This is a genomic window from Pleomorphomonas oryzae DSM 16300 (assembly GCF_000422965.1).
Taxonomy (GTDB): Bacteria; Pseudomonadota; Alphaproteobacteria; order Rhizobiales; family Pleomorphomonadaceae; genus Pleomorphomonas; species Pleomorphomonas oryzae.
This window is the reverse complement of the sequence record NZ_AUHB01000010.1, coordinates 26932-46393: the sequence shown is the minus strand read 5'-3', so window position 1 is coordinate 46393 and position 19462 is coordinate 26932. Positions and strand designations below refer to the sequence as shown.

Annotated in this window: 18 protein-coding genes; 9 read left to right on the top strand and 9 right to left on the bottom strand. The window is 64.5% G+C overall.

The window, feature by feature from the left end:
- Positions 1-142: 142 nt before the first annotated feature.
- The 5 genes from G522_RS0116430 to carB all read right to left on the bottom strand — a co-directional run bounded on the left by G522_RS0116430 (position 143) and on the right by carB (position 7549).
- The gene (locus tag G522_RS0116430) at positions 143-1192 is read right to left on the bottom strand and encodes a glycosyltransferase (RefSeq protein WP_026791984.1); all 1050 of its coding nucleotides are present in this window, start codon (positions 1190-1192) and stop codon (positions 143-145) included.
- A gap of 20 nt (positions 1193-1212) precedes the next feature.
- Positions 1213-2166 carry a glycosyltransferase family 2 protein gene (locus G522_RS0116425; protein ID WP_026791983.1) on the bottom strand — a complete coding sequence of 318 codons (954 nt, stop codon included), beginning with the start codon at positions 2164-2166 and terminating at the stop codon, positions 1213-1215.
- Positions 2167-2170: 4 nt separating this feature from the next.
- On the bottom strand, positions 2171-3265 hold the full coding sequence (locus tag G522_RS27230) for a glycosyltransferase family 4 protein (RefSeq protein ID WP_051228707.1): 1095 nt from the start codon (positions 3263-3265) through the stop codon (positions 2171-2173).
- Between the two features lie 64 nt (positions 3266-3329).
- Positions 3330-3803 carry a transcription elongation factor GreA gene (gene greA, locus G522_RS0116415; protein WP_026791982.1) on the bottom strand — a complete coding sequence of 158 codons (474 nt, stop codon included), beginning with the start codon at positions 3801-3803 and terminating at the stop codon, positions 3330-3332.
- A 260-nt stretch (positions 3804-4063) separates the two neighbouring features.
- Positions 4064-7549: a carbamoyl-phosphate synthase large subunit gene (gene carB, locus G522_RS0116410; protein ID WP_026791981.1), complete on the bottom strand. Its 3486-nt coding sequence runs from the start codon at positions 7547-7549 to the stop codon at positions 4064-4066.
- 258 nt (positions 7550-7807) lie between these two features.
- Between carB and G522_RS0116405 the strand changes: the two genes are divergently transcribed.
- Complete coding sequence (locus tag G522_RS0116405) at positions 7808-8308, top strand: GNAT family N-acetyltransferase (protein ID WP_026791980.1); 501 nt, start codon at positions 7808-7810, stop codon at positions 8306-8308.
- Between the two features lie 254 nt (positions 8309-8562).
- Here G522_RS0116405 and G522_RS27225 read toward each other — a convergent pair whose 3' ends face one another.
- Entirely contained in the window at positions 8563-8793 is a 231-nt protein-coding gene (locus G522_RS27225; RefSeq protein WP_036839711.1) for a helix-turn-helix domain-containing protein, read from the bottom strand.
- A 162-nt stretch (positions 8794-8955) separates the two neighbouring features.
- Here G522_RS27225 and G522_RS0116395 point away from each other — a divergent pair, with 162 nt between their 5' ends.
- The 6 genes from G522_RS0116395 to G522_RS27215 all read left to right on the top strand — a co-directional run bounded on the left by G522_RS0116395 (position 8956) and on the right by G522_RS27215 (position 14416).
- Positions 8956-9411, top strand: coding sequence for a DUF5680 domain-containing protein (locus G522_RS0116395; RefSeq protein ID WP_026791979.1), 456 nt, complete (start codon positions 8956-8958; stop codon positions 9409-9411).
- Positions 9412-9568: 157 nt separating this feature from the next.
- Positions 9569-10708 carry an extracellular solute-binding protein gene (locus G522_RS0116390; RefSeq protein WP_026791978.1) on the top strand — a complete coding sequence of 380 codons (1140 nt, stop codon included), beginning with the start codon at positions 9569-9571 and terminating at the stop codon, positions 10706-10708.
- Between the two features lie 8 nt (positions 10709-10716).
- Positions 10717-11574 carry an ABC transporter permease gene (locus G522_RS0116385; protein ID WP_036839777.1) on the top strand — a complete coding sequence of 286 codons (858 nt, stop codon included), beginning with the start codon at positions 10717-10719 and terminating at the stop codon, positions 11572-11574.
- On the top strand, positions 11571-12440 hold the full coding sequence (locus tag G522_RS0116380) for an ABC transporter permease (RefSeq protein WP_084633225.1): 870 nt from the start codon (positions 11571-11573) through the stop codon (positions 12438-12440). The genes G522_RS0116385 and G522_RS0116380 overlap by 4 nt, the downstream gene beginning before the upstream one ends.
- Positions 12441-12468: 28 nt before the next feature.
- Entirely contained in the window at positions 12469-13542 is a 1074-nt protein-coding gene (locus tag G522_RS27220; protein WP_051228706.1) for an ABC transporter ATP-binding protein, read from the top strand.
- On the top strand, positions 13535-14416 hold the full coding sequence (locus G522_RS27215) for a glycerophosphodiester phosphodiesterase (RefSeq protein WP_036839708.1): 882 nt from the start codon (positions 13535-13537) through the stop codon (positions 14414-14416). The genes G522_RS27220 and G522_RS27215 overlap by 8 nt, the downstream gene beginning before the upstream one ends.
- A gap of 170 nt (positions 14417-14586) precedes the next feature.
- Here G522_RS27215 and G522_RS27210 read toward each other — a convergent pair whose 3' ends face one another.
- The 3 genes from G522_RS27210 to G522_RS0116355 form a co-directional block, all read right to left on the bottom strand.
- Positions 14587-15741: an IS4 family transposase gene (locus tag G522_RS27210; RefSeq protein ID WP_036839706.1), complete on the bottom strand. Its 1155-nt coding sequence runs from the start codon at positions 15739-15741 to the stop codon at positions 14587-14589.
- Positions 15742-16028: 287 nt separating this feature from the next.
- Positions 16029-16514, bottom strand: coding sequence for a DUF4142 domain-containing protein (locus G522_RS0116360; RefSeq protein WP_026791975.1), 486 nt, complete (start codon positions 16512-16514; stop codon positions 16029-16031).
- A 279-nt stretch (positions 16515-16793) separates the two neighbouring features.
- Positions 16794-17690: a LysR family transcriptional regulator gene (locus G522_RS0116355; protein ID WP_026791974.1), complete on the bottom strand. Its 897-nt coding sequence runs from the start codon at positions 17688-17690 to the stop codon at positions 16794-16796.
- Between the two features lie 108 nt (positions 17691-17798).
- Here G522_RS0116355 and G522_RS30075 point away from each other — a divergent pair, with 108 nt between their 5' ends.
- Together G522_RS30075 and G522_RS30070 are read left to right on the top strand one after the other, a co-directional pair.
- Positions 17799-18713 (top strand): alpha/beta hydrolase, encoded by a 915-nt coding sequence (locus G522_RS30075; RefSeq protein ID WP_026791973.1) that lies wholly within the window; start codon positions 17799-17801, stop codon positions 18711-18713.
- A 36-nt stretch (positions 18714-18749) separates the two neighbouring features.
- Entirely contained in the window at positions 18750-19385 is a 636-nt protein-coding gene (locus G522_RS30070; protein ID WP_026791972.1) for an NAD(P)-dependent oxidoreductase, read from the top strand.
- Positions 19386-19462: the final 77 nt, after the last annotated feature.

Here is a 19462-nt window from a genome sequence, read left to right as displayed (position 1 = left end):
CGGGACCCCCTCCCGATTTCCGGATGTCGGCGTGGTTGAGCCTTCCACAGTTGACTACCGAAAGAAAGGGTCCGGAATGATTTTGCTCGAAATTATCGTCAGTTAGGCGTGGCGCGGTCGTTTGCCGCCCGCGCTTTGTCTGTCACGCCGCCCTGTTTCTCCCCGTTTCCCGGCCCGACGACAGAAACGCCATGTAGGCGTCGGCAATGGCTTTGCGGGAATGGCTCTGTTCCAGCTTGGCGCTGGCGGCTTCGACGAGACGGGGCCCGAGGGTGGGGTCGGCGATCAGGCGGGCGAGGGCGGCGGAGACGGCGGCGTGATCATCGATGGGGGCGAGGAGGCCGTTGACATCATCCTGGATCAGCCAGCTCGGGCCTTCGCTCGCCGTGGCGACCACCGGCTTGCCGGCGGCCCAGGCTTCCAGCACGACGTTGCCGAGCGGTTCATGGCGCGAGGGGATGGCGAGGGCGTCGGCGGCGGCGAGATAGGGGCTGGGGTCGGTACTCCAGCCGAGGAAGCGCACCCGGTCGGCGCAGCCGAGGTCGGCGGCGAGCTGGCGCAACGCCTCTTCTTCCGGGCCTTCGCCGACCAGCCAGAGGATGGCGCCCGGCAAAGGCGCCACAGCGCGAATCAGCGTGTCGAAGCCCTTGCGGTCGACGAAGCGGCCCATGCCAAGGATGGCGTAAGCGTCCTTGGCTGTGTCGAGAGCGGCGCGATCAATCGGCGGCACACGGCGCACGTCGGTGAAGTTGGAGATGACGCGGGTGCGGTTGATATCCCAGCCGATGCCGGCGGCGGCGCGGGCGATGTCCGGCGTGTTGCAGACGAGGTAGTCGCAGTTGACGAAATAGTCGAGCCGCTCGGGATAGTCGCCGAGGCGGGCCGCCGTCAGGATGTTGGGATCATCAGGGATCCAGCGCGTCGCCTGCGGCATCCACGACATCATGGCATGCGGGCGGAAAGCGCGGTTGATCCTGGCGATCTTCCGGTTGGTGAAGAAGCGCGAGATGTGGGACCGGCTGAACCGCATCTCCTCGATGCCGCAGACAGCTTCGATGTCCTTCTTCCAGACGCGGTCGGGAAAGATCAGCGCCTTCTGCTCGACGCCGCGCTCGGCCAGTGCGTTGACGAGGCTGACGAAAAAGCGCTCGGCGCCGCCCTTGATCCCAAGATGGACATGCACCACCCGCAACGCTTCGCCTTCAGGGATCATCAGTTGCCATCCACAGTGCTGTAATAGTTGGGAAGGATCATGAAGAGGCCGCGGAAGATGCCGAGGCCACGGGCAAGCCGCAGGCGGCCGCGATAATAGCTGTTGGTCGCCTTCTCCGAGCCGAGAAGCTTGCCGGGCCAGAACAGAGCGCAGGTCAGCGCGCCGCCGATCAGTCGACGGATGCCCTTGAACGCAAAGGCCAAGAAGGTCCGGACCGCGCCACGGCGTATCTTGGCGGCGAGCACCTGGGCGGCGGCCGTCGATTGCACGCGGGCGATCATCCGCTCCGGCTGCACGCGGCTCGCCGGGATCGTTTCCTCGACGAAGGCGTCGGGCGACCAGACGATGCGATAGCCGAGCTTATGGGCGCGGGAGAAGAAATCGATGTCCTCGTAGCCGAAGGTCAGCGCCTCGGCAAAGCGCAGGTTGCCACCGTCGGCGCGGATCAGCTTGGCGCTGAGCAGCGTGTTGTTGGTCGGCGCTTCCTTGAGCGGCATGCCCTCGGGGCCGACGATCGGCTTCAGAAGCTTCCACCACTTGGGCGGCGGCGCCTCGTAGGTCCGGCGAACCGGGCCGGACACCACGTCGGCGCCATGCGCGATGGCCGTCCGCATCAGGCAGGCGAGCCAGGTAGGGTCGGCGCGCTCGTCGTCGTCGATCAGCACGATCCAGTCGTAGTTGTTGGCAAGGCCGACTTCGAGCGTCTTGTTGCGGGCGAAGGGGATGCCGCGGCGCGGTTCCTGATAATAGCGAACCTTGACCGGCGCGTCGGCCGGCATGGCCTCGACGACGGCGCGAGAATTGGGCGTCGCGTCATTTTCGACGACGCAGACCTCGACCTGCCAATCGCCGGCCAGTTGCTGGGCGAGGAGCGACTCGACGCAATCTTGCAGCATGCGCGGCCGCTCAGCCGTGCAGACCATGATGCCGATCCGCGTCGCTGCTTCACTCATCTATTCAAGCCCCCATCCCCTTGTGGACGCTAGCATAGATATCGTCGAGCTGGGCAGCCGAGCGCTCGATGGCAAAGGCGCTCTCCACTCTTTTTCGCCCTTCATCGGCAAGGCGGTGGCGTAGCACCTCGTCGTGGATGAGGTGAGTGATCGCGGCAGCGATGGAGGCGGGGGCGTCGGGATCGATTTCGAGCGACACACCCTCGGCGATCTCCTTGAGGCCGCCGCGCAGCGACGAGATCAGCGCGGCGCCTCCCGCCATGGCCTCGATGGCGGTGCGGCCGAATGGCTCCTCGAAGCGCGAGGGAACCAGGGCGATGGCGGCATCGCGGAATGCCTGACGCACGGCGGCGTGCGGCAGGTCGCGCAGCACTTCGGCCTGGAACCCAAGCGGCCGCAGCGCCTCGATGACTTCGGCCGCATAGGCGGCGTTGCCGTCGAGGCCGCTCAGGATGAAGCGGATGCGCCAATCTGGCGTCTTGGCGGGCGCATCGAGGAGCGCCGACACGGCGGCGTGCGCGGCTTCCAGCACGCCCTTTTCCGGCACGGCCCGGCCGACGAACAGGATTTCCGGGCGCTTGGCGCCCGTGACAGGCCATTCGCCGAGGTCGAGGCCGTTGTGCACCACGTGGGTTTTGACCTGGAGGCTGGGGAACAGGTCTAGAAGGCGATCGCGGCAAAAGGCGCTGATCACGATGATCCGGGCAAACGGCGCGTATTTCCGCGCCTCCAGCCAGCGGCCGAGAAAGCCTTTCGGCGTCTTGGGATTGTTGTGGCGGTGGAGCAGCACCGGGCGATCGCCAAGGCGGCGAGCAATGCGGCGGGCTGAGGGGATGTGTTGGTGGACCACCACCAGATCGGGTCGTTCGCTTGTGGCCGCGGTGGCGAGCGCATCGGCGAAGGCGGACTGGCTTTTGCCGGCGCGGGACAGGCCGATGAAGCGTACGCCGTCGAATGGTCGGTCAATAGCCTCTCCGATGACGACGGTCTCGTCGCGATAGCGGGAGAAGCGGACGAAATCGTAGGCGCAAAGGTCGATCGCGGTGGCCCTGTCGGGGCCGAAGTGCGTACCGCGGGGCAGGATGACGGCGATTTTCACGGACTGTCTCGTCAAACGCGAGAACGGGACGCCGCAATGAGCTGCGACGCCCCGTCTATTTGCCTTACCGGAAGACCACGTCCAGGATCTCGTAGCCACGCGCGCCACCGGGGGCCGTGACCTCGATCTGGTCACCCACCGACTTGCCGATCAGGGCACGAGCGATCGGCGAGGAGATGGAGATACGACCGCCTTTGACGTCGGCCTCGGCGTCGCCGACGATCTGATAGGTCTTCTCTTCCTCGGTATCCTCGTCGATCAGCTTCACCGTGGCGCCGAATTTCACCGTCTTGCCGGTGAGCTTGGCGACGTCGATGATCTCGGAGCGCGACAGCATGTCTTCCAGCTCGGAGATGCGGCCCTCGTTGTGGCTCTGCTGCTCCTTGGCGGCGTGATATTCGGCATTTTCAGAGAGGTCGCCATGGGCGCGCGCTTCAGCGATCGCCGCGATGATGCGAGGCCGTTCCTCGGATTTGCGCCGCTGCAGCTCGCTCTCCAGAGCGGCATGCCCGCCGGCGGTCATCGGGATCTTTTCCATCGGTCTCAAGGCCTTTCAAAAAATCACAGCGCCCGGCGCCAAAGGCACCGGGCCGCGATGTTTCCTGCGCCGCCGGTGCCGGGCCCCTTTCGGGCTTCGGCCAGCAGCTCTGTGACACGGGCACGCCGCTGTCCGGAGCATAGCCGATCAACCAGAACGGACCTTGCCCCAAACCTTTTCACCAGGGCATCCGCTTGTCCCGAAAGTCTGCGACTTTTCGGGCGGATGCTCAGCGACACACCAATTCTGCCTACCCGAGCTTAGCCGAAGTAGGATTGCAGCGGGCGGACTTCGCGTACGCCGGAGGACCATGCCCCGATTCCGCGCGCCGCCGCGATCGACCCCGCCAAGGTGGTATAATACGGGACTTTCTGCAAGAGGGCAGCTCGGCGCAATGAACGACTATCACCGAGCGCCTGGGCGCCCTCCGTCGTGTTGAACACCAGCTGCACTTCGCCATTGTTGATGGCGTCGACGCAATGCGGCCGGCCCTCGCGCACTTTCTTGGTGAGAACGGCGGGGATGCCATGCTCGACCAGATAGGCGTGGGTGCCGGAGGTAGCGATCACCTTGAAGCCTATCTCGACGAGGCCGCGCACCGAGTCGAGGATGCGCGGCTTGTCGGCGTCGCGCATCGAGACGAACAGCGTGCCGGCGGTCGGCACCTTGGTGCCGGAGCCGAGCTGCGCCTTGGCGAAGGCCACCGAGAAATTGCGGTCGAGACCCATGACCTCGCCGGTCGAACGCATCTCCGGGCCGAGCACCGTGTCGACGCCGGGGAAACGGGCGAAGGGGAACACCGCCTCCTTCACTGCCACGTGGCCGAGCTTCTGCTCGGTGAGCGCGAAGCTCGCCAGCGCCTCGCCGGCCATGACGCGGGCCGCGATCTTGGCCACCGGCTTGCCGATGGTCTTGGCGACGAAGGGCACCGTGCGCGAGGCGCGCGGGTTCACTTCGAGGATGTAGATGGTGCCGTCCTTCACCGCATACTGGACATTCATCAGGCCGACGACGTCGAGCGCCAGCGCCAACTGGCGGGTCTGGCGCTTCAGCTCCTCGACGGTGGCCGCCGGCAGCGAATAGGTCGGCAGCGAGCAGGCCGAGTCGCCCGAGTGGATGCCGGCTTCCTCGATATGCTCCATGACGCCGGCAACGAACACGTCCTTGCCGTCGGAGAGCGCGTCGACGTCCACCTCGATGGCGTCGGAAAGATAGCGGTCGAACAGCAGCGGGCTCTTGCCGAGCACCATGTTGATCTGGCCGGTCTTGTCGTTGGGGTATTGCGCCTTGACGTCGGCCGGCACCAGCGCCGGCAGCGTGCCGGAGAGGTAGGCGTCAAAGCCCGTCTCGTCGCGGATGATCTCCATGGCGCGGCCGCCCAAGACGTAGGAGGGACGCACCACCAGCGGGAACTTCAGCTCGTTCGCTACCAGGCGCGACTGCTCAATCGAGTAGGCGATGCCGTTCTTGGGCTGCTTGAGGCCCAATTTGTCGAGGAGGCGCTTGAAGCGGTCGCGGTCCTCGGCAAGGTCGATGGCGTCGGGCGAGGTACCGAGGATGGGGATGCCGGCGCGTTCCAGCGTGTCGGCGAGCTTCAGCGGCGTCTGGCCGCCGAACTGGACGATGACGCCGTGCAGCGTGCCGTTCTGCTGCTCGACGCGCAGGATCTCCAGCACGTCCTCGCCGGTCAGTGGCTCGAAGTAGAGGCGATCGGAGGTGTCGTAGTCGGTGGAGACCGTCTCCGGATTGCAGTTGACCATGATGGTCTCATAGCCGACGTCGCTGAGCGCGAAGCAGGCATGGCAGCAGCAATAATCGAACTCGATGCCCTGGCCGATGCGGTTGGGTCCACCACCGAGGATGACCACCTTCTTCTTGTCGGACGGGCGCGCCTCGTCGGCAAGCTGACCGGCGAACGGCGTCTCGTAGGTCGAATACATGTAGGCCGTCGGCGAGGCGAACTCGGCGGCGCAGGTGTCGATGCGCTTGTAGACCGGGTGGACGCCGAGCTTGGCGCGTAGCGCCGTCACGTCCTCGACCGGCTTGTGGGCGAGTTCGGCGAGGCGGGCGTCGGAGAAGCCCATGGCCTTGAGGCGGGTCAGCCAGCCAGCCGTCTCCGGCAGGCCGTTCTGACGGATCTTGGCTTCGGTATCGACGATGCCCTTGATCTCGCGCAGGAACCACATGTCGATGTGGGAGATGTCGTAGATCTCGTCCAGCGTGAAGCCGCGACGCATGGCTTCGGCGACGTGGCGCAGCCGGTCGGGTGTCGGCACGCCGAGGGCGGCGCGAATGGCGCCGCGTTCGTCGACGCCGGTGCCGGGGATCTCGATCTCGTTGAGACCGGAAAGGCCGGTCTCCAGGCCGCGCAGCGCCTTCTGCAACGATTCCTGAAAGGTGCGGCCGATGGCCATCACCTCGCCCACCGACTTCATGGCGGTGGTGAGATTGGGCTCGGCGCCGGGGAACTTCTCGAAGGCGAAACGCGGGATCTTGGTAACGACGTAGTCGATGGTCGGCTCGAAGGCGGCCGGCGTGGCGCCGCCGGTGATGTCGTTGGCGAGCTCATCCAGCGTGTAGCCGACGGCGAGGCGGGCGGCCACCTTGGCGATCGGGAAGCCGGTGGCCTTGGAGGCCAGCGCCGAGGAGCGCGACACGCGCGGGTTCATCTCGATGACGATCATCCGGCCATCGGCCGGGTTGACGGCGAACTGCACGTTGGAGCCGCCGGTCTCGACGCCGATCTCACGCAGCACTGCGCAAGAGGCGTTGCGCATGATCTGGTATTCCTTGTCGGTCAGCGTCAGCGCCGGGGCCACCGTGATCGAGTCGCCGGTATGCACGCCCATCGGGTCGACATTCTCGATGGAGCAGATGATGATGCAGTTGTCGTCACGATCGCGGACGACCTCCATCTCGAACTCCTTCCAGCCGAGCACCGACTCCTCGACCAGCACCTCGTTGGTCGGCGAGGCTTCGACGCCGGACATCACGAGGTCGTAGAGCTCTTCCAGCGTATAGGCGATGCCGCCGCCGGTGCCGCCCATGGTGAACGACGGGCGGATGATGGCCGGCAGGCCGGTCACCTTGTAGGCCTTCAGCGCATTGAGGCGGGCGGTGAGGTTGTATTCCTCGCGCCGGGCCTTCTCGTCGGCGGCCCATTCGCCTTCGAAGGCGGCGAGCGCCTTGGCGCGGGCGTCATCCTCGGGGTGGGCCGCAATGGCGGCGGCGCGGCGCGACTCGTATTCGGCGCGGAACTGCTGCTTGAGGGCGGAGGTGTTGACGAAGGCGGCCCTCGGTGTGTCCAAACCGATGCGTGTCATCGCCTCGCGGAACAGCTGACGGTCCTCGGCCTTGTCGATCGCCTCGGCGGTGGCGCCGATCATCTCGACGCCGTGCTTTTCAAGGACGCCCATCTTCTTCAGCGACAGGGCGGTGTTGAGCGCCGTCTGACCGCCCATGGTGGGCAAGAGGGCGAGGTGGTCATTCGGCCGCTCGGCCCGTTCGCGCTCGATGATGCGCGCCACCATCTCCGGAGTGATCGGCTCGATATAGGTGGCGTCCGCCATCTCCGGATCGGTCATGATGGTGGCCGGATTGGAGTTGACGAGGACGATTCGGTAGCCTTCCGCCTTCAAGGCCTTGCAGGCCTGGGTACCCGAGTAGTCGAACTCGCAGGCCTGACCGATGACGATCGGGCCGGCGCCGATGATGAGAATGGTGTCGATATCGGTGCGTCTGGGCATCTTCACTCGCGTGTAAACGCGGCCGGTGCGCGGGGCACCGACCGGGGCGGGCAGCAAGAAGGGTGATCGTCGTTCGGACCGTTGCCGGGCTTATAGATGAAAAGCGCGCGGCCGCAAACCCCGCTGCGCTTTGAATTGGCGGCTTTGTTAGGCAGGTTTGCGACAAGGCGGGGCAGGCGGGGTTCGCGACATGCTGCTTGACCCGCCGTTGCGGCATCTGCGCATTGTTCTCTATGTGGTTTTGGCGGAGGAAGTCCAATGGGGACCGACATCACCATCCGGCGCATCGACGCGACCGAGGTCGAGGCTTTCAAGCGCATTCGCCTGGAAGCGCTGCGCGCCGAGCCCTCGGCCTTTGCGGCCAGTTATGATCATTGGGCAACGCTCTCCACCGAAGAGTGGGTGGCGCGGTTGAGCGAGCCAGTATTCGTCGCCTTTGAAGGGGATGAACCCGTTGGGCTAACGGGTTTGTTCCGGCAGCGGTCGAGCAAAATGTCCCATCGCGCGATTATCATCATGGTCTACGTGCGCCAGGGGCTGCGCGGCAGCGGGGTTGCCAGGGACCTCCTGAAGGCCACCGCCGACCATGCGCGCGAGATCGGTATCCGGCTGCTGGAACTGGCGGTCACCGCCGAAAACCCGGCGGCCATCCGCTTTTACCAGCGAGAAGGCTTCATCGAGGTGGGCCGGATTCCCGGCGGCTTCCTGCACGAAGGCCGGGAGATCGATGACGTGATGATGGTGCGGCGTATCGGATGACTGGGGCGGTAATGATCGCGTCCGCGATATCCCGGAGCCGATATGTGCCCCGCGCCTCTTTCGGCCCGAGGTCCTCTGCCTTCGCAGAGGAAGACAGAATTATATTAATGAAACCAATATTATAGACTGTTTTCCTCTGCGGAGGCAGAGGATCTCGGGCAGGATGGAGCGAGCGGTTTGAATAGCGCGTTGAGCGCGTGCCCTTGGTCCGCGCGATCTGCACCGAGGCATGCGTTCGCCCAGCCGCCGATACTTTAGCTGGCGGCCTTGGCCTCGCCCGCTTCCTGGCCGTCGAAATCGCGGATGCCCTGGCTGATGGCCCAGCAGGCGAGGCGGACGTGTTTGGGGATCGCCACATGCCGACCGCCGCGCTCGCCCCGCTCGTAATACTGGATCATTCGCCGCTTGAGGCCGAGGTGTTGCGCTGCCTCGTCCTGCGTCAGGCCCTGGCGCTGCCGCCAGGCGCGAAACGTCTCTGCGTCCATGAAGCTTTCAAACCCTCACAACCCGAAGGAGAAAGTGCCTGAAGCCGGCTGATTTGTCCACCACGCCAAAAGCGACCCGGCAAGGACAAGCTGCCTCTTCCTGCTGCCATGAAACGGCAGTGGCCTGCATTAGGTTCCGCGATGGGAAACCGGAGGCCGTCAATGGATGCGCTGGAAGATTTCATCATTACCGCCAAGGCGGCGACCTATGTTGGCGGCGGCGCGCCGGCGGTGAGTTGCCGGCCGGGCTCGCACGATCTTGCCTTCGCCGATGGCGACTATCGCTATCTCGACAGCTATTTCGGCGGTACCGACTTTTCCGGCCAGGAAGTGGTATGGCGGGGCGACCGTCCGGTGTGGGCGATGAACTACCACGGCCGGGTGCTGCGCGACGACCTGATTACCGGCGCCGAGGCCGGCGCCACCATCAAGGCGGCGCTGACCACCCTCTATGGCGAGCGGCGGTTCCTCGGCGGCTTTCGCTTCCGCCAGAACGGCCACGACTATATCGACATCGTCGACGGCGACTATCGCGCCTTCTTCGGCTTCGAGGAGATCCGGGTGCGCGATATTCGCGCCTACGGGTTGCGCTATTTTGGCGGACTCATTCGCGATTGATATTGGTTTTGTTTAGTCCCCAGATGGTTTTGCTTTGTCATCAAAGTAGCGTCTGTTTGTCATCTAATTGATAACTAGCCTGCCTAGCGTCCCGTGTGCGAGAACCGGTCTCTACCCCTTGAAAGGGGTTTCACAGACCGCTTCCTGGGAGATAACCATGAACCGTCGTGAATTTTTGATGGTCAGCACGGCCGCCACTCTCGCCGCCACGACCCGCTTTGCCTCCGCCGCCACGCGTCTCGACATGTACACGTCGTCCGACGCCAATATCTCGGATTTCTTTTCAAACATCATCAAGCCGGCTTTTGAGTCGGCCAATTCCGGCACCGAGCTCAACGTCGTCATCGCTCGCCCGCAGGCGGCGCTCGATGCCGTGGTGCAGCGGGCGCTGGCTGCCCTTTCGGCCAAGGCCGATCCGCAGCTCGACTTCATCGAGCAGTATGATCCGCTGCTGCCGGCCGGTGGCATCGACGCAGGCCTCTGGACCGATTTCAGCAAGGCTGGCCTCAAGAATTACGGCACGCTCAACAAGCTGGCGATCCAGACGCCCTACGGCCTGCCTTACCGCGGCTCGCAGGTGTTGCTCGCCTACGACACCACCAAGCTGGCCAAGGACAAGGTGCCGAAGACCTTCGCGGACCTCGTCGCCTGGATCAAGGCCAACCCCGGCCAGTTCATCTATAACCGTCCCGACAAGGGCGGTTCGGGCAATAACTTCGTCAACCGCGTTGTGCACGAAGTATCTGGCCGCGATCCTTCGAAGTTCAAGGTCGACAACTTCGACCAGGCCACGGCCGACGATGTGCTGGGCAAGGCCTGGGCGGTGCTCAACGATCTGGCGCCGTCGCTCTACGACAAGGGCGCCTATACGGCCGGCAACACCGCCTCGCTGCAGCTCCTGGCTCAGGGCGCCGTGACCATGATCCCGGCTTGGTCCGATCAGGCCCTGCAGGCGATCGCCAAGGGCGTGCTGCCGGAGACCACCGGCCTCGTACAGCTCACCGATCTTGCGCTATGCGGCGACTTCTCGAAGGCCGTTATCCCGACCAACGCGGCCCATCGCGACGATGCTTTGAAGCTTGCCGACTTCCTGCTGTCGCAGGAAATGCAGACCGCCATCATCGAAAAGCTGGGTGGTTTCCCCGCCGTCGACTGGTCGAGCCTGCCGAAGGATCTGCACGACAAGTATGCCGACGTCATCCCGTCCTCGATCCCAACCTTCCCGCAGGGAAAATGGACCACGGCGGTGCAGGACGGCTGGTATCGCAACGTCGCGCCGAACATCTCGCGCACCTGATCGTCGCGATGATTTCCGCGCCCCGTTCACGGGTAGGGGGAGGGGGGCTTTCGGGCCTCCTTCTCGTCGCCCTTCCGGTCCTGCTTCTCCTCTGGCTGGTGCTGTGGCCGGTGCTGCAGGCGTTTGTTGGCACGCTGTATTTCCCGGGCAAGGGCTTCAGCGCCGCCTCCTACGTCTATTTCTTCAGCGATGCCTATAGCCTCAGAAATCTGTGGCTGACGCTGTGGGTGACGGCGCTGACCTCGATCTTGCGCGTCGCTGCTGCCATGCCGATCGCGCTCTATCTGCGCTTTCGCACCGGCTCCATCGCCGCGCTGGTGCAGAGCCTGGCGCTGTTCCCATTGTTCGTGCCGTCGGTGCTGGTCGCCTATGCCTTCATCCGTGTTCTCGGCCCCAACGGCATCGTCGACACGCTGCTCGTCGCCGTGCATCTGCCCAAGCTGCCGAGCCCCTATCTGCAGCCGGCCGGGCCGATCATCGGCCTCGTCTGGGAGGGGCTGCCGCTGACACTTCTTCTGCTGCTCTCCGGCCTCGGCCGCGTCTCCACCGCCTCGGTGGAAGCGGCGCGGGATCTCGGCGCCGGGGGGGTGACCATCTTCACCCGCATCATCCTGCCGCGTATCCAGAGCTCGATCATCGTGGCGCTGGCCTTCAACGTGCTCGGCCTGTTCTCCGCCTTCACGCTGCCCTACCTCCTGGGCCCCGCCTCGCCGGAGATGATGGGGCCGTACATGCAGCGCACCTTCTCCGACAATGCCGATCCGCTCAACGCCACCACGCAGGCGGTGATCACCTTCGCCTTCTGCGCCGCTTTCGGCCTCATCTACGTGCGCGCCATCGCCAAGGGCAGAAAGGGTCTGAGATGACCGATATCGCCAGACTCCCACCCGCCGGCGCCTTGTCCGATCTCCGAACACGGGTTCGCCGTCGCGAGCCGGTCGACTGGACCGGCATTGCCTTCCTCACTGGCCTCGCCATCGTCATCCTGCTGCCGCTGATCGTCACCGCCGTCTGGGCCTTTGCCGAAGTCTGGCGCTTTCCGGCCATCGTGCCGCAGCGCATGGGCCTCGGCTATTGGCAGGAGACGCTGACGCGCAACGACGTCTGGCAGGCGCTATGGCTGTCGCTCAGCATCACCACCACGGTGACGGTGATTTCGGCGGCGATCTGCTTTCCGGCCGCCTACGCCTTCGCCAGGCTGGATTTCCCCGGCCGCAACGTGTTGTTCCTCGCCTTCCTCAGCGTGCAGGCCTTCCCGAAATTCGGCCTGATCGTCGCCACCGCCACCATCTTCCTGACGCTGCACCTCGTCGGCACCTTCTGGGGTGTCGTGCTGATCCAACTGGTGGGCACGCTGCTCTACATGATCTGGATTCCGGTGTCGGCTTTCCAGGGCGTCGACAGGCGGCTCGAGGAGGCGGCGCGCGACGTCGGCGCCGGGCCGATGCGAGTGTTCTGGTCGATCACCCTGCCGCAGGCCTTGCCGACGCTGGCCGCCGCCCTGCTCATCACCTTCGTCAGCACCTTCTACGAGACCGACGCCGCCTGGCTGATCGGCCTGCCCAACGTGCGCACCATGCCGATGGTGATGATCTCCTTCATCAACAACGCCCTCGAAGTCCAATATGGCGCGGTGTTGTTCGTCTTCCTCTGGGTGCCGTCCTTCGTGCTGATGCTGGCGGCCCGCCGGGTGATGGGCGCCGACGCTTTCGCCAAAGGATTGGGCGGTTAGGCCCCCCTCATTTTTTAGGATATTTCCCATGGCTCAGGTTCAATTGAGCGGCATCGCCAAGACATTCGGCAAGGTCACGGCGCTCGACGCCATGGACCTCACCATCGACGACGGCGAACTCGTCTGTCTCTTGGGGCCGTCGGGCTCCGGCAAATCGACGCTGCTGCGCATCATCGGCGGCTTCGAGATGCCGAGCGAGGGCACGATCGCCATCGACGGCGTCGACGTCACCGACCTGCCGCCGGAGCGACGGCCGACGGCCATGGTGTTCCAGAGCCACGCCCTGTGGAGCCACATGACGGTGTTCGGCAACATCGCTTTCGGGCTGAAGCTGCGGCACCTGCCGAAGGCGGAGATCCGCGAGCGTGTTGAGAAGGTGCTCGACCTCGTCGGCCTCACCGGCTACGGCGCTCGCCTGCCGAGCCAATTGTCCGGCGGCCAGCAGCAGCGCGTGGCGCTCGCCCGCTCGCTGGTGGTCGAGCCGAAGATCCTGCTGCTCGACGAACCCTTCGCCAGCCTCGACCAGCATCTGCGCGAGCGGCTGCGCGAGGAGGTACGCGACATCCAGCAGCGCCTCGGCATCACGGCCGTGTTCGTCACCCACGGCCAGGACGAAGCGCTGGCCATTTCCGACCGCATCGTGGTGCTGGCCGACGGCCGCATGCAGCAGGTCGGCCGACCCGGCGAGATCTATGCCGAACCGAAGACCGCCTTCGTCGCCGGCTTCATCGGCGCCATGAACATGCTGGAGGGCACGCTGGCCGACGGTGAAATCACCGCCAGCGGCTTGAAGCTTCCCGCCGAGGGCAGCGGACCGGCCAAGCTGGCCATCCGCCCCGAGGACATCGAGCTGGCCGAGCCGGCGGAAGGGCGCACGGTGACGGTGCGGCGGATGATCGACTTCGGCGCCCATGTGGTGATCGACGGCAAGCTCGCCGACGGCACGCATCTGCGCATCCAGACCGACAAGGCGATCCGCGTCAGTCAGGGCGATCAGATCGGCATCCGCGTCGAAAGCTGGACGGTGTTCACCGAGGGCGACGAGCCGCGCCGTTATCGCTCCGACACGGTGCGTTCCTTTCGCGGCGCCCGTTATGCATGATCTCAACGAACCGGGTCTCGATCTCTATCGCGACGGCCACCGCACGCGGTTGAAGTGGCACATGGGCCGACGCGTCCGCTCCGACGTGCCGTTCACGCCCACCCGGGCGCGTGAGGCGATGGCGCTGGGCGCCAGCTTCGAGGTGGATCTCAACCCGCATGCCGGCGCCGGCTTTGCCGTGCTGCATGACGAGACGCTCGATCGGGAGACCGACGGCCATGGGCCGGTGATGGATGTGACGCCGGATGAGTTGAGGCGACTGAAGCTGCGCCGCCCCTCGGGCGAGATCACCGACGAGAAGGTGCTGCTGCTCGACGATCTCGCGGCGCTGGTGCGCGGCGGATCGGTGCATCCGGAAACGCTGATCCAGCTCGACCTCAAGGTGGGGGACGATGTGATCAGCGAGGCAGCCGTCGATGCCTTCGCCGAGGTGATGACCGGTGTGGCACCGCACTTCATCCTCTCGGGCGGCGACCGCGAAGCGGTGGCGCGGCTCGGCCGGGCAACCGCCGGCCTCAACCTCGGCTTCGATCCCTGCAACGACCGGACGGTGTCCGATATCGTGTCAGGCGCCGATCTCGGCACCTTCGTCGCCGAGGCGTTGGAAGCGCTGCCGGAGGCGAGCCTCATCTATCTCGACTATCGCGCGGTGCTGGCTGCCGATCGTCGCGGCTTCGACCTGATCGCCGCCTTCCACGCGGCCGGCAAGCGCATCGACGCCTATACGCTCGATCTCCACCACCCCGGCGCGGACGACAGTCTCAAGCGGCTCATCGAGCTCAAGGCCGACCAGATCACCACCAACGAGCCCGACGCGGTGGCGCGGCGGGCGGTGGAGCTGGGGGTGGCGGCGCGGGAACCCGCGTCAGGGTGAAAGGGCATTTTGGATCTGACGGTCACCTACATCAGCCGATCACTCTACCTTCCTGAGGTCCTTCGCCTTCGCGAAGGATGACAACGATGGGAGGGTTAGCGCGGCGCTATCCGATTGTATCCAATATATAATTTACCTGTCATCCTTCGCGAAGGCCACTGCTGTCCGGTTTAAATTGCGAGCCCTGGGAGAACCATCTGGCTTGGGTCGATGACAGGCGGTTTTGGCGGTGTTTTGAGGTGGCAAATGGACCTCCTGTGCATGATGTTGACACGGACGAGGCGAGTAAAAGTGAGCAATCTGGAGACTTCGGTCTGGGTTGCCTGAGCCATCCTGATCAGGATGTAGGCGATGAGGGCGACGAAGATCTGGATGCGGATAGCGTTCTCGGAGGTGCCGAGGAAGTGCTTGATCCTGAGGTTCTGCTTGGCCCATTTGAAGAACAGTTCGATCTGCCAGCGCTGCTTGTAGAGGTCGGCGATCTCTTGGGCCGGGGCGTCGAGATCGTTGGTGAGGATGCGCAGGATCTTGCCGGTGGAGATGCGGACGGTGACTTCCCGCACCGGATCGCTCATGGGGTTCTGCCGTGACCAGGCGAGGCGCTCGGGCAGGAAGCCGATGCGATCGGTGAGCACGGAACCGGTCTCAGGCACCGGGTTGACCAGGCTCACCCTAAGCGGGGTGTGAGACTTGAAGCGAGTGACGATGCGGCATCCCTCGGCGTGGAGCCTGGCCCACCAGGCGAAGTCATAATAAGCGAGATCAAAGACATAGGTCATGCCGGGGATTGGCTTGAACGCCTTGGCCGGGGTGACGTCGTGTACCGTCTGGTCGGTCAGCGCGATTTCCATGGGGGCGTCGGCGTTGGGATCGTAGACCAGGTGCATCTTGGCGGCCCATAGGCCCTTGCGTTCGCTGAGCCAGGCCGCGTTGAGCGAGGACAGGCGGATGTGGGTGGCGTCGATGATCCGCACCGCCTCGCTCATCTGTCGGCGCGTCCGCTTGCTGGCCGCCTGCGCCATATGGGCGAACAGGTCGGCAAACAGCTGCCAAGGCCGCCTGGCATTGGCGTCGGACAGTGTCGATCGGGCGGGCAGCTTGGCACCGACATGGTAGAGTCGGCCTTGGTGGCTGCTCATCGCCGCCTCGATCTCGCGCAAGCTCACAGCGCCGGCCAATTGACCGAATAGAAGCGCCAGAAACTGGCTCTTGGACGGCAAACGACGGACGCGGTGGTCGGCTTTGTAGTCTTCCACAAGACGATCGAAGGTCGCCCACGGAATATGGCGCTGAATTTGATGAAAGACGCTATTGTGATGCTGCATGGCGTTGATCCCCTGCTCGTGTCCAGAACGCGGCCAAACGTCTGAAAACAAGTAGAATCAATGTCATGCACCCTGTCCAGACATTTAAACCGGACAGCAGTGGCGAAGGCGAAGGACCTCAGGACGAGATGTTGGTGGGGGATCTATCAAGCGCGCGCAAAAGCTGGCCTCCTGCGGGAGCGAACGAGCTCGGAACGCGATGCGCTTATGGCTGTGAAGTGGTCCGGCTCGCCGCAAGGTCGCGGCGGCCGGTGGTCCGGCGCGCCGCTGACCGAGGGTAGGGCCCGTTACATCTTTTCGAGCGACTGGGCCGTCTTGAGGTGCTGCTCGAGGGTGGGCAACTGCTTGCTGGCGAGCATGGCAACGTCACCCTTGCCGCCGGCCGCCTTTGCCTTGAACTCCTTGATGTCCATCTCATGGTCCTTGACCATGTAGGAGACGAATTCCTTGTCGAAGGCAGCGCCGGAGAGCTTGTCGAGCTTGCGCATTTCCTTGCGCGCCTCGAGCGTCGTCTCGTCGGTGACCTTGACCTTCATCGACGTGGCAACCGTGGCCACCTGGTCCTTGGCCATGGCGTGATCGGTGGCAAGCGTTTTGCCGAAGCCCTTGACGCCGTCGCTCATGCCTTTCTGGGCGGCGAGCTGGCCGAGAGCGACTTCGGAATTGTCGCCCTTGATGGCGTCGCGCAGGAACGACTTGTCGCTCTTGGCGAGAGCCGGGCTGGCGATGATGCAGGCGATGGCGGTGGCGGCAAACATGGTACGGTAGTTCATGAGTCACCTCTTGGGTTGGCAGCCCCCGTGTTCAACCGCGCAAAGGCCATCCAGTTCCGTGAGGTGAGATTTTTCTCCTCAGCAGCTTTGGCGATGGGAGGAAAGGCGAGGCGGCAGATCCCCATGAGCCAGGGCCAGCCTCGCTTGGCATCGGTCAGTGTTCATCGCTCCGTTGCGGTGGCGAAGCCCGACCGGACTCGGCCAAGCCGAAGATCCAAGACCAAAGGATTGAGGCACATCCGCTTTTGTCGGGCGCCAAGAAGGCGACGATCGCGGTGGTCAGATCGGCGGAACAAAAACTCTTTCGGGATATTCCTGTTCCACGAGGTCCAGGAAGGCGCGGACCTTGGCGCCGATCAGGCGGTGGGAGCTTTGCAGGGCCCAGATTTCCACCGGCGGTCCCGCTTGGGTTCCCCAATAGGCGAGCCTTCCTGTCGCGAGATCCTCGTCGACAAGAAGCTTTGGCAACAAGGCGATGCCGGCACCCGCCAGCACGGCATCGCGGACCATCAGCAGAGACGACAGGCGCAGAACTGGTTGCGGTTTTATCAGGATGTCAGCCTCTGCGTCCGCCTTCATCCGCCAGATGACCGCTGGCGCCGTCGCAGCAAGCAGAATGGCCTTCACGGCGATCTCGTTGCCATCCGCCGTGAAGGCGGGGCGTGGCATGCCGGGAGGTGCCACGATCAAGCGTTCGTCGTTGAGGAAATGGCGACCAACCAGGCGTTGGTCCGGCAAAGGGTTGATCCTGATAACGAGGTCGTAGCCATCTTCAATCGGATCGACCAGACGGTCCTCGGCGACGATGGTCAGCTGTACCTCCGGATAGGCCATGGCAAAGCGGGCGCCGAGCCGGCCCAGCGCGACATGGGCGAAGGCAACGGGCGCGCTGACGCGCAGGCTTCCTTTAGGCGTCGATGCGCCCAGTGCCACGGCCTCTCCCGCTTCGGCGATTTCAGATAGCAATCCATTGGTTCGCTCGTGCAGCGCTCGCCCTTCGTCCGTCAGGCGCAAGCTTCGCGATCCGCGATCGATCAGCCTCACCCCAAGACTCTGTTCGAGTTCGGCGACCCGGCGCGACAGCGTCGCCTTGGAGCGACCGGAGGCCCGCTCGGCGCGGCCGAACCCGCCATTGGCAGCGACCAGATTGAAGTCAGACAAGGCCTGCAAATCCATGACTGTTCCGATTTTGTAACGATCTATTCCAATATTGGCATCTATTCGATAAAAGTGAAACGGTTATGGTTGTCCTCAAGGCACACAACACCTTGAGGCGTTTTCGACATGACAACGATCCACCCTCTTGCATCTGAAGATGCGGCGTTTGTTGCTGCCATGCGGCAGGCCACCAGCGCCCACAAGGGCGAGCCGCTTGGTCCAGAGGCGCGACCGATGTTCGACGCCATGATGGCCGCGACACCGACTGCGGCTGGTGTCCGGATCGAGCCGGCGACTGTCGGCGGCGTTGCGGGCTTTTGGCTCCGACCGGACAAGGCGCTGCCGACGGCGCGTCTTCTCCACCTGCACGGCGGTGGCTACAGTCTTGGCTCGGCGCAAGCGGCCATAGGCTTGGCCAGCCAGATCGCCAGCCGCGTCGGCGCCGACACGTTTGTTCCGGACTATCGGCTTGCACCGGAGCATCCCTTCCCCGCGGCGATTGACGACGTCGTGGCTGCCTATCGCGGCCTGGTCGGCGAAGGCGCCGAACGGATCGTGGTGACCGGGGAGTCGGCCGGCGGCGGTCTGGCCTTGTCCCTGCTATCGATCGTCGCGTCCGAGAAAGCGAAGGGAACGCTTCAGCCCTCCGGCGCGGCCGTGATGTCGCCCTGGCTTGACCTCACGCTGACAGGGAGTACCTTCGAGACCCGCGCCGATGCGGACCCGATTTTCACCAAGACCGTATTCCAGGCTTTTGCCGGCGCCTACCTGAACGGTGCCGATGCCGCAGATCCCAAGGCGTCGCCGCTTTTTGGTCCTCTCGAAGGCTTGCCGCCCATCCGCATCGACGTCGGCGACGATGAGATCCTGCTTGATGATGCAATCCGCTACGCGGATCGAGCCCAGGCAGCGGGCACCGAGGTAGCGCTGTCGATCTGGACCGGCATGCCGCATGTCTTCCAGTCCTCGATCGGTCAACTTGTCGCGGCGGAGCAGTCCGTCGACGCCATCGCCGCATTTCTCGCCCAGCACCTGAGATAAGCGCTTTTTCTCCACGCGACACGACAGGAGCCGACCATGAAAATTCTCGTTCTCGGCGCGACAGGTGCCACCGGCCTGCTGATTGTCCGCGATGCCTTGGCGGCGGGACACAGCGTCGTTGCCTTGGTTCGGTCCAAGGAAAAAGCCCTAGCGGTGGGCCTCAGCGGTATCGATCTTGTCGAGGGCGATGCCCGCGATGAAGCGGCGCTGACCCGTGCGATCGCCGGCTCAGATGCCGTCATCAGTTCCCTCGGCACCGCCATGAGCCCCTTTCGCGAAGTGACGCTGCTGTCGACGGCGACGCGGGCGCTGGTCCGCGTGATGGAAGCGCAAAAGGTCCGGCGGCTGGTCTGCATCACCGGGCTCGGCGCTGGCGACAGCCGGGGTCACGGTGGGTTCTTCTTCGACCGGGTGTTCCTGCCCTTGCTGCTCCGCAAGGTCTACGACGACAAGAACCGCCAGGAAGACGCCATCCGGGCCAGCACGCTCGACTGGACGATCGTCCGGCCCACGGTGCTGAACGACAAACCGGCCAACGGTCATGTGCGGGCTCTCACCGATCTCACGACCGTGCACGGCGGCTCGATCGCGCGCGCCGACGTCGCCGAATTCGTCGTCCAGCAACTCACGACCGAGGCCTGGTTGCGCCAGGCGCCACTCATCACCTGGTAAGAGCCTGCCCCGAAACTCTACTGGGGCGGGCATCTAGCTTAGAACGCTGCGCTTCCGGTGCTCACGGACCTTTAAGT

Bases quoted from the DNA above. Each gene is read 5' to 3' on its own strand.
- carB (WP_026791981.1), bottom strand. From the start codon at position 7,549: ATGCCCAGACGCACCGATATCGACACCATTCTCATCATCGGCGCCGGC.
- G522_RS27210 (WP_036839706.1), bottom strand. From the start codon at position 15,741: ATGCAGCATCACAATAGCGTCTTTCATCAAATTCAGCGCCATATTCCG.
- G522_RS27215 (WP_036839708.1), top strand. From the start codon at position 13,535: ATGCATGATCTCAACGAACCGGGTCTCGATCTCTATCGCGACGGCCAC.
- G522_RS0116395 (WP_026791979.1), top strand. From the start codon at position 8,956: ATGGATGCGCTGGAAGATTTCATCATTACCGCCAAGGCGGCGACCTAT.
- G522_RS0116390 (WP_026791978.1), top strand. From the start codon at position 9,569: ATGAACCGTCGTGAATTTTTGATGGTCAGCACGGCCGCCACTCTCGCC.
- G522_RS27220 (WP_051228706.1), top strand. From the start codon at position 12,469: ATGGCTCAGGTTCAATTGAGCGGCATCGCCAAGACATTCGGCAAGGTC.
- G522_RS30070 (WP_026791972.1), top strand. From the start codon at position 18,750: ATGAAAATTCTCGTTCTCGGCGCGACAGGTGCCACCGGCCTGCTGATT.
- G522_RS30075 (WP_026791973.1), top strand. From the start codon at position 17,799: ATGACAACGATCCACCCTCTTGCATCTGAAGATGCGGCGTTTGTTGCT.
- greA (WP_026791982.1), bottom strand. From the start codon at position 3,803: ATGGAAAAGATCCCGATGACCGCCGGCGGGCATGCCGCTCTGGAGAGC.
- G522_RS0116425 (WP_026791983.1), bottom strand. From the start codon at position 2,166: ATGAGTGAAGCAGCGACGCGGATCGGCATCATGGTCTGCACGGCTGAG.
- G522_RS0116405 (WP_026791980.1), top strand. From the start codon at position 7,808: ATGGGGACCGACATCACCATCCGGCGCATCGACGCGACCGAGGTCGAG.
- G522_RS0116360 (WP_026791975.1), bottom strand. From the start codon at position 16,514: ATGAACTACCGTACCATGTTTGCCGCCACCGCCATCGCCTGCATCATC.
- G522_RS27225 (WP_036839711.1), bottom strand. From the start codon at position 8,793: ATGGACGCAGAGACGTTTCGCGCCTGGCGGCAGCGCCAGGGCCTGACG.
- G522_RS0116380 (WP_084633225.1), top strand. From the start codon at position 11,571: ATGACCGATATCGCCAGACTCCCACCCGCCGGCGCCTTGTCCGATCTC.
- G522_RS0116385 (WP_036839777.1), top strand. From the start codon at position 10,717: ATGATTTCCGCGCCCCGTTCACGGGTAGGGGGAGGGGGGCTTTCGGGC.
- G522_RS0116355 (WP_026791974.1), bottom strand. From the start codon at position 17,690: ATGGATTTGCAGGCCTTGTCTGACTTCAATCTGGTCGCTGCCAATGGC.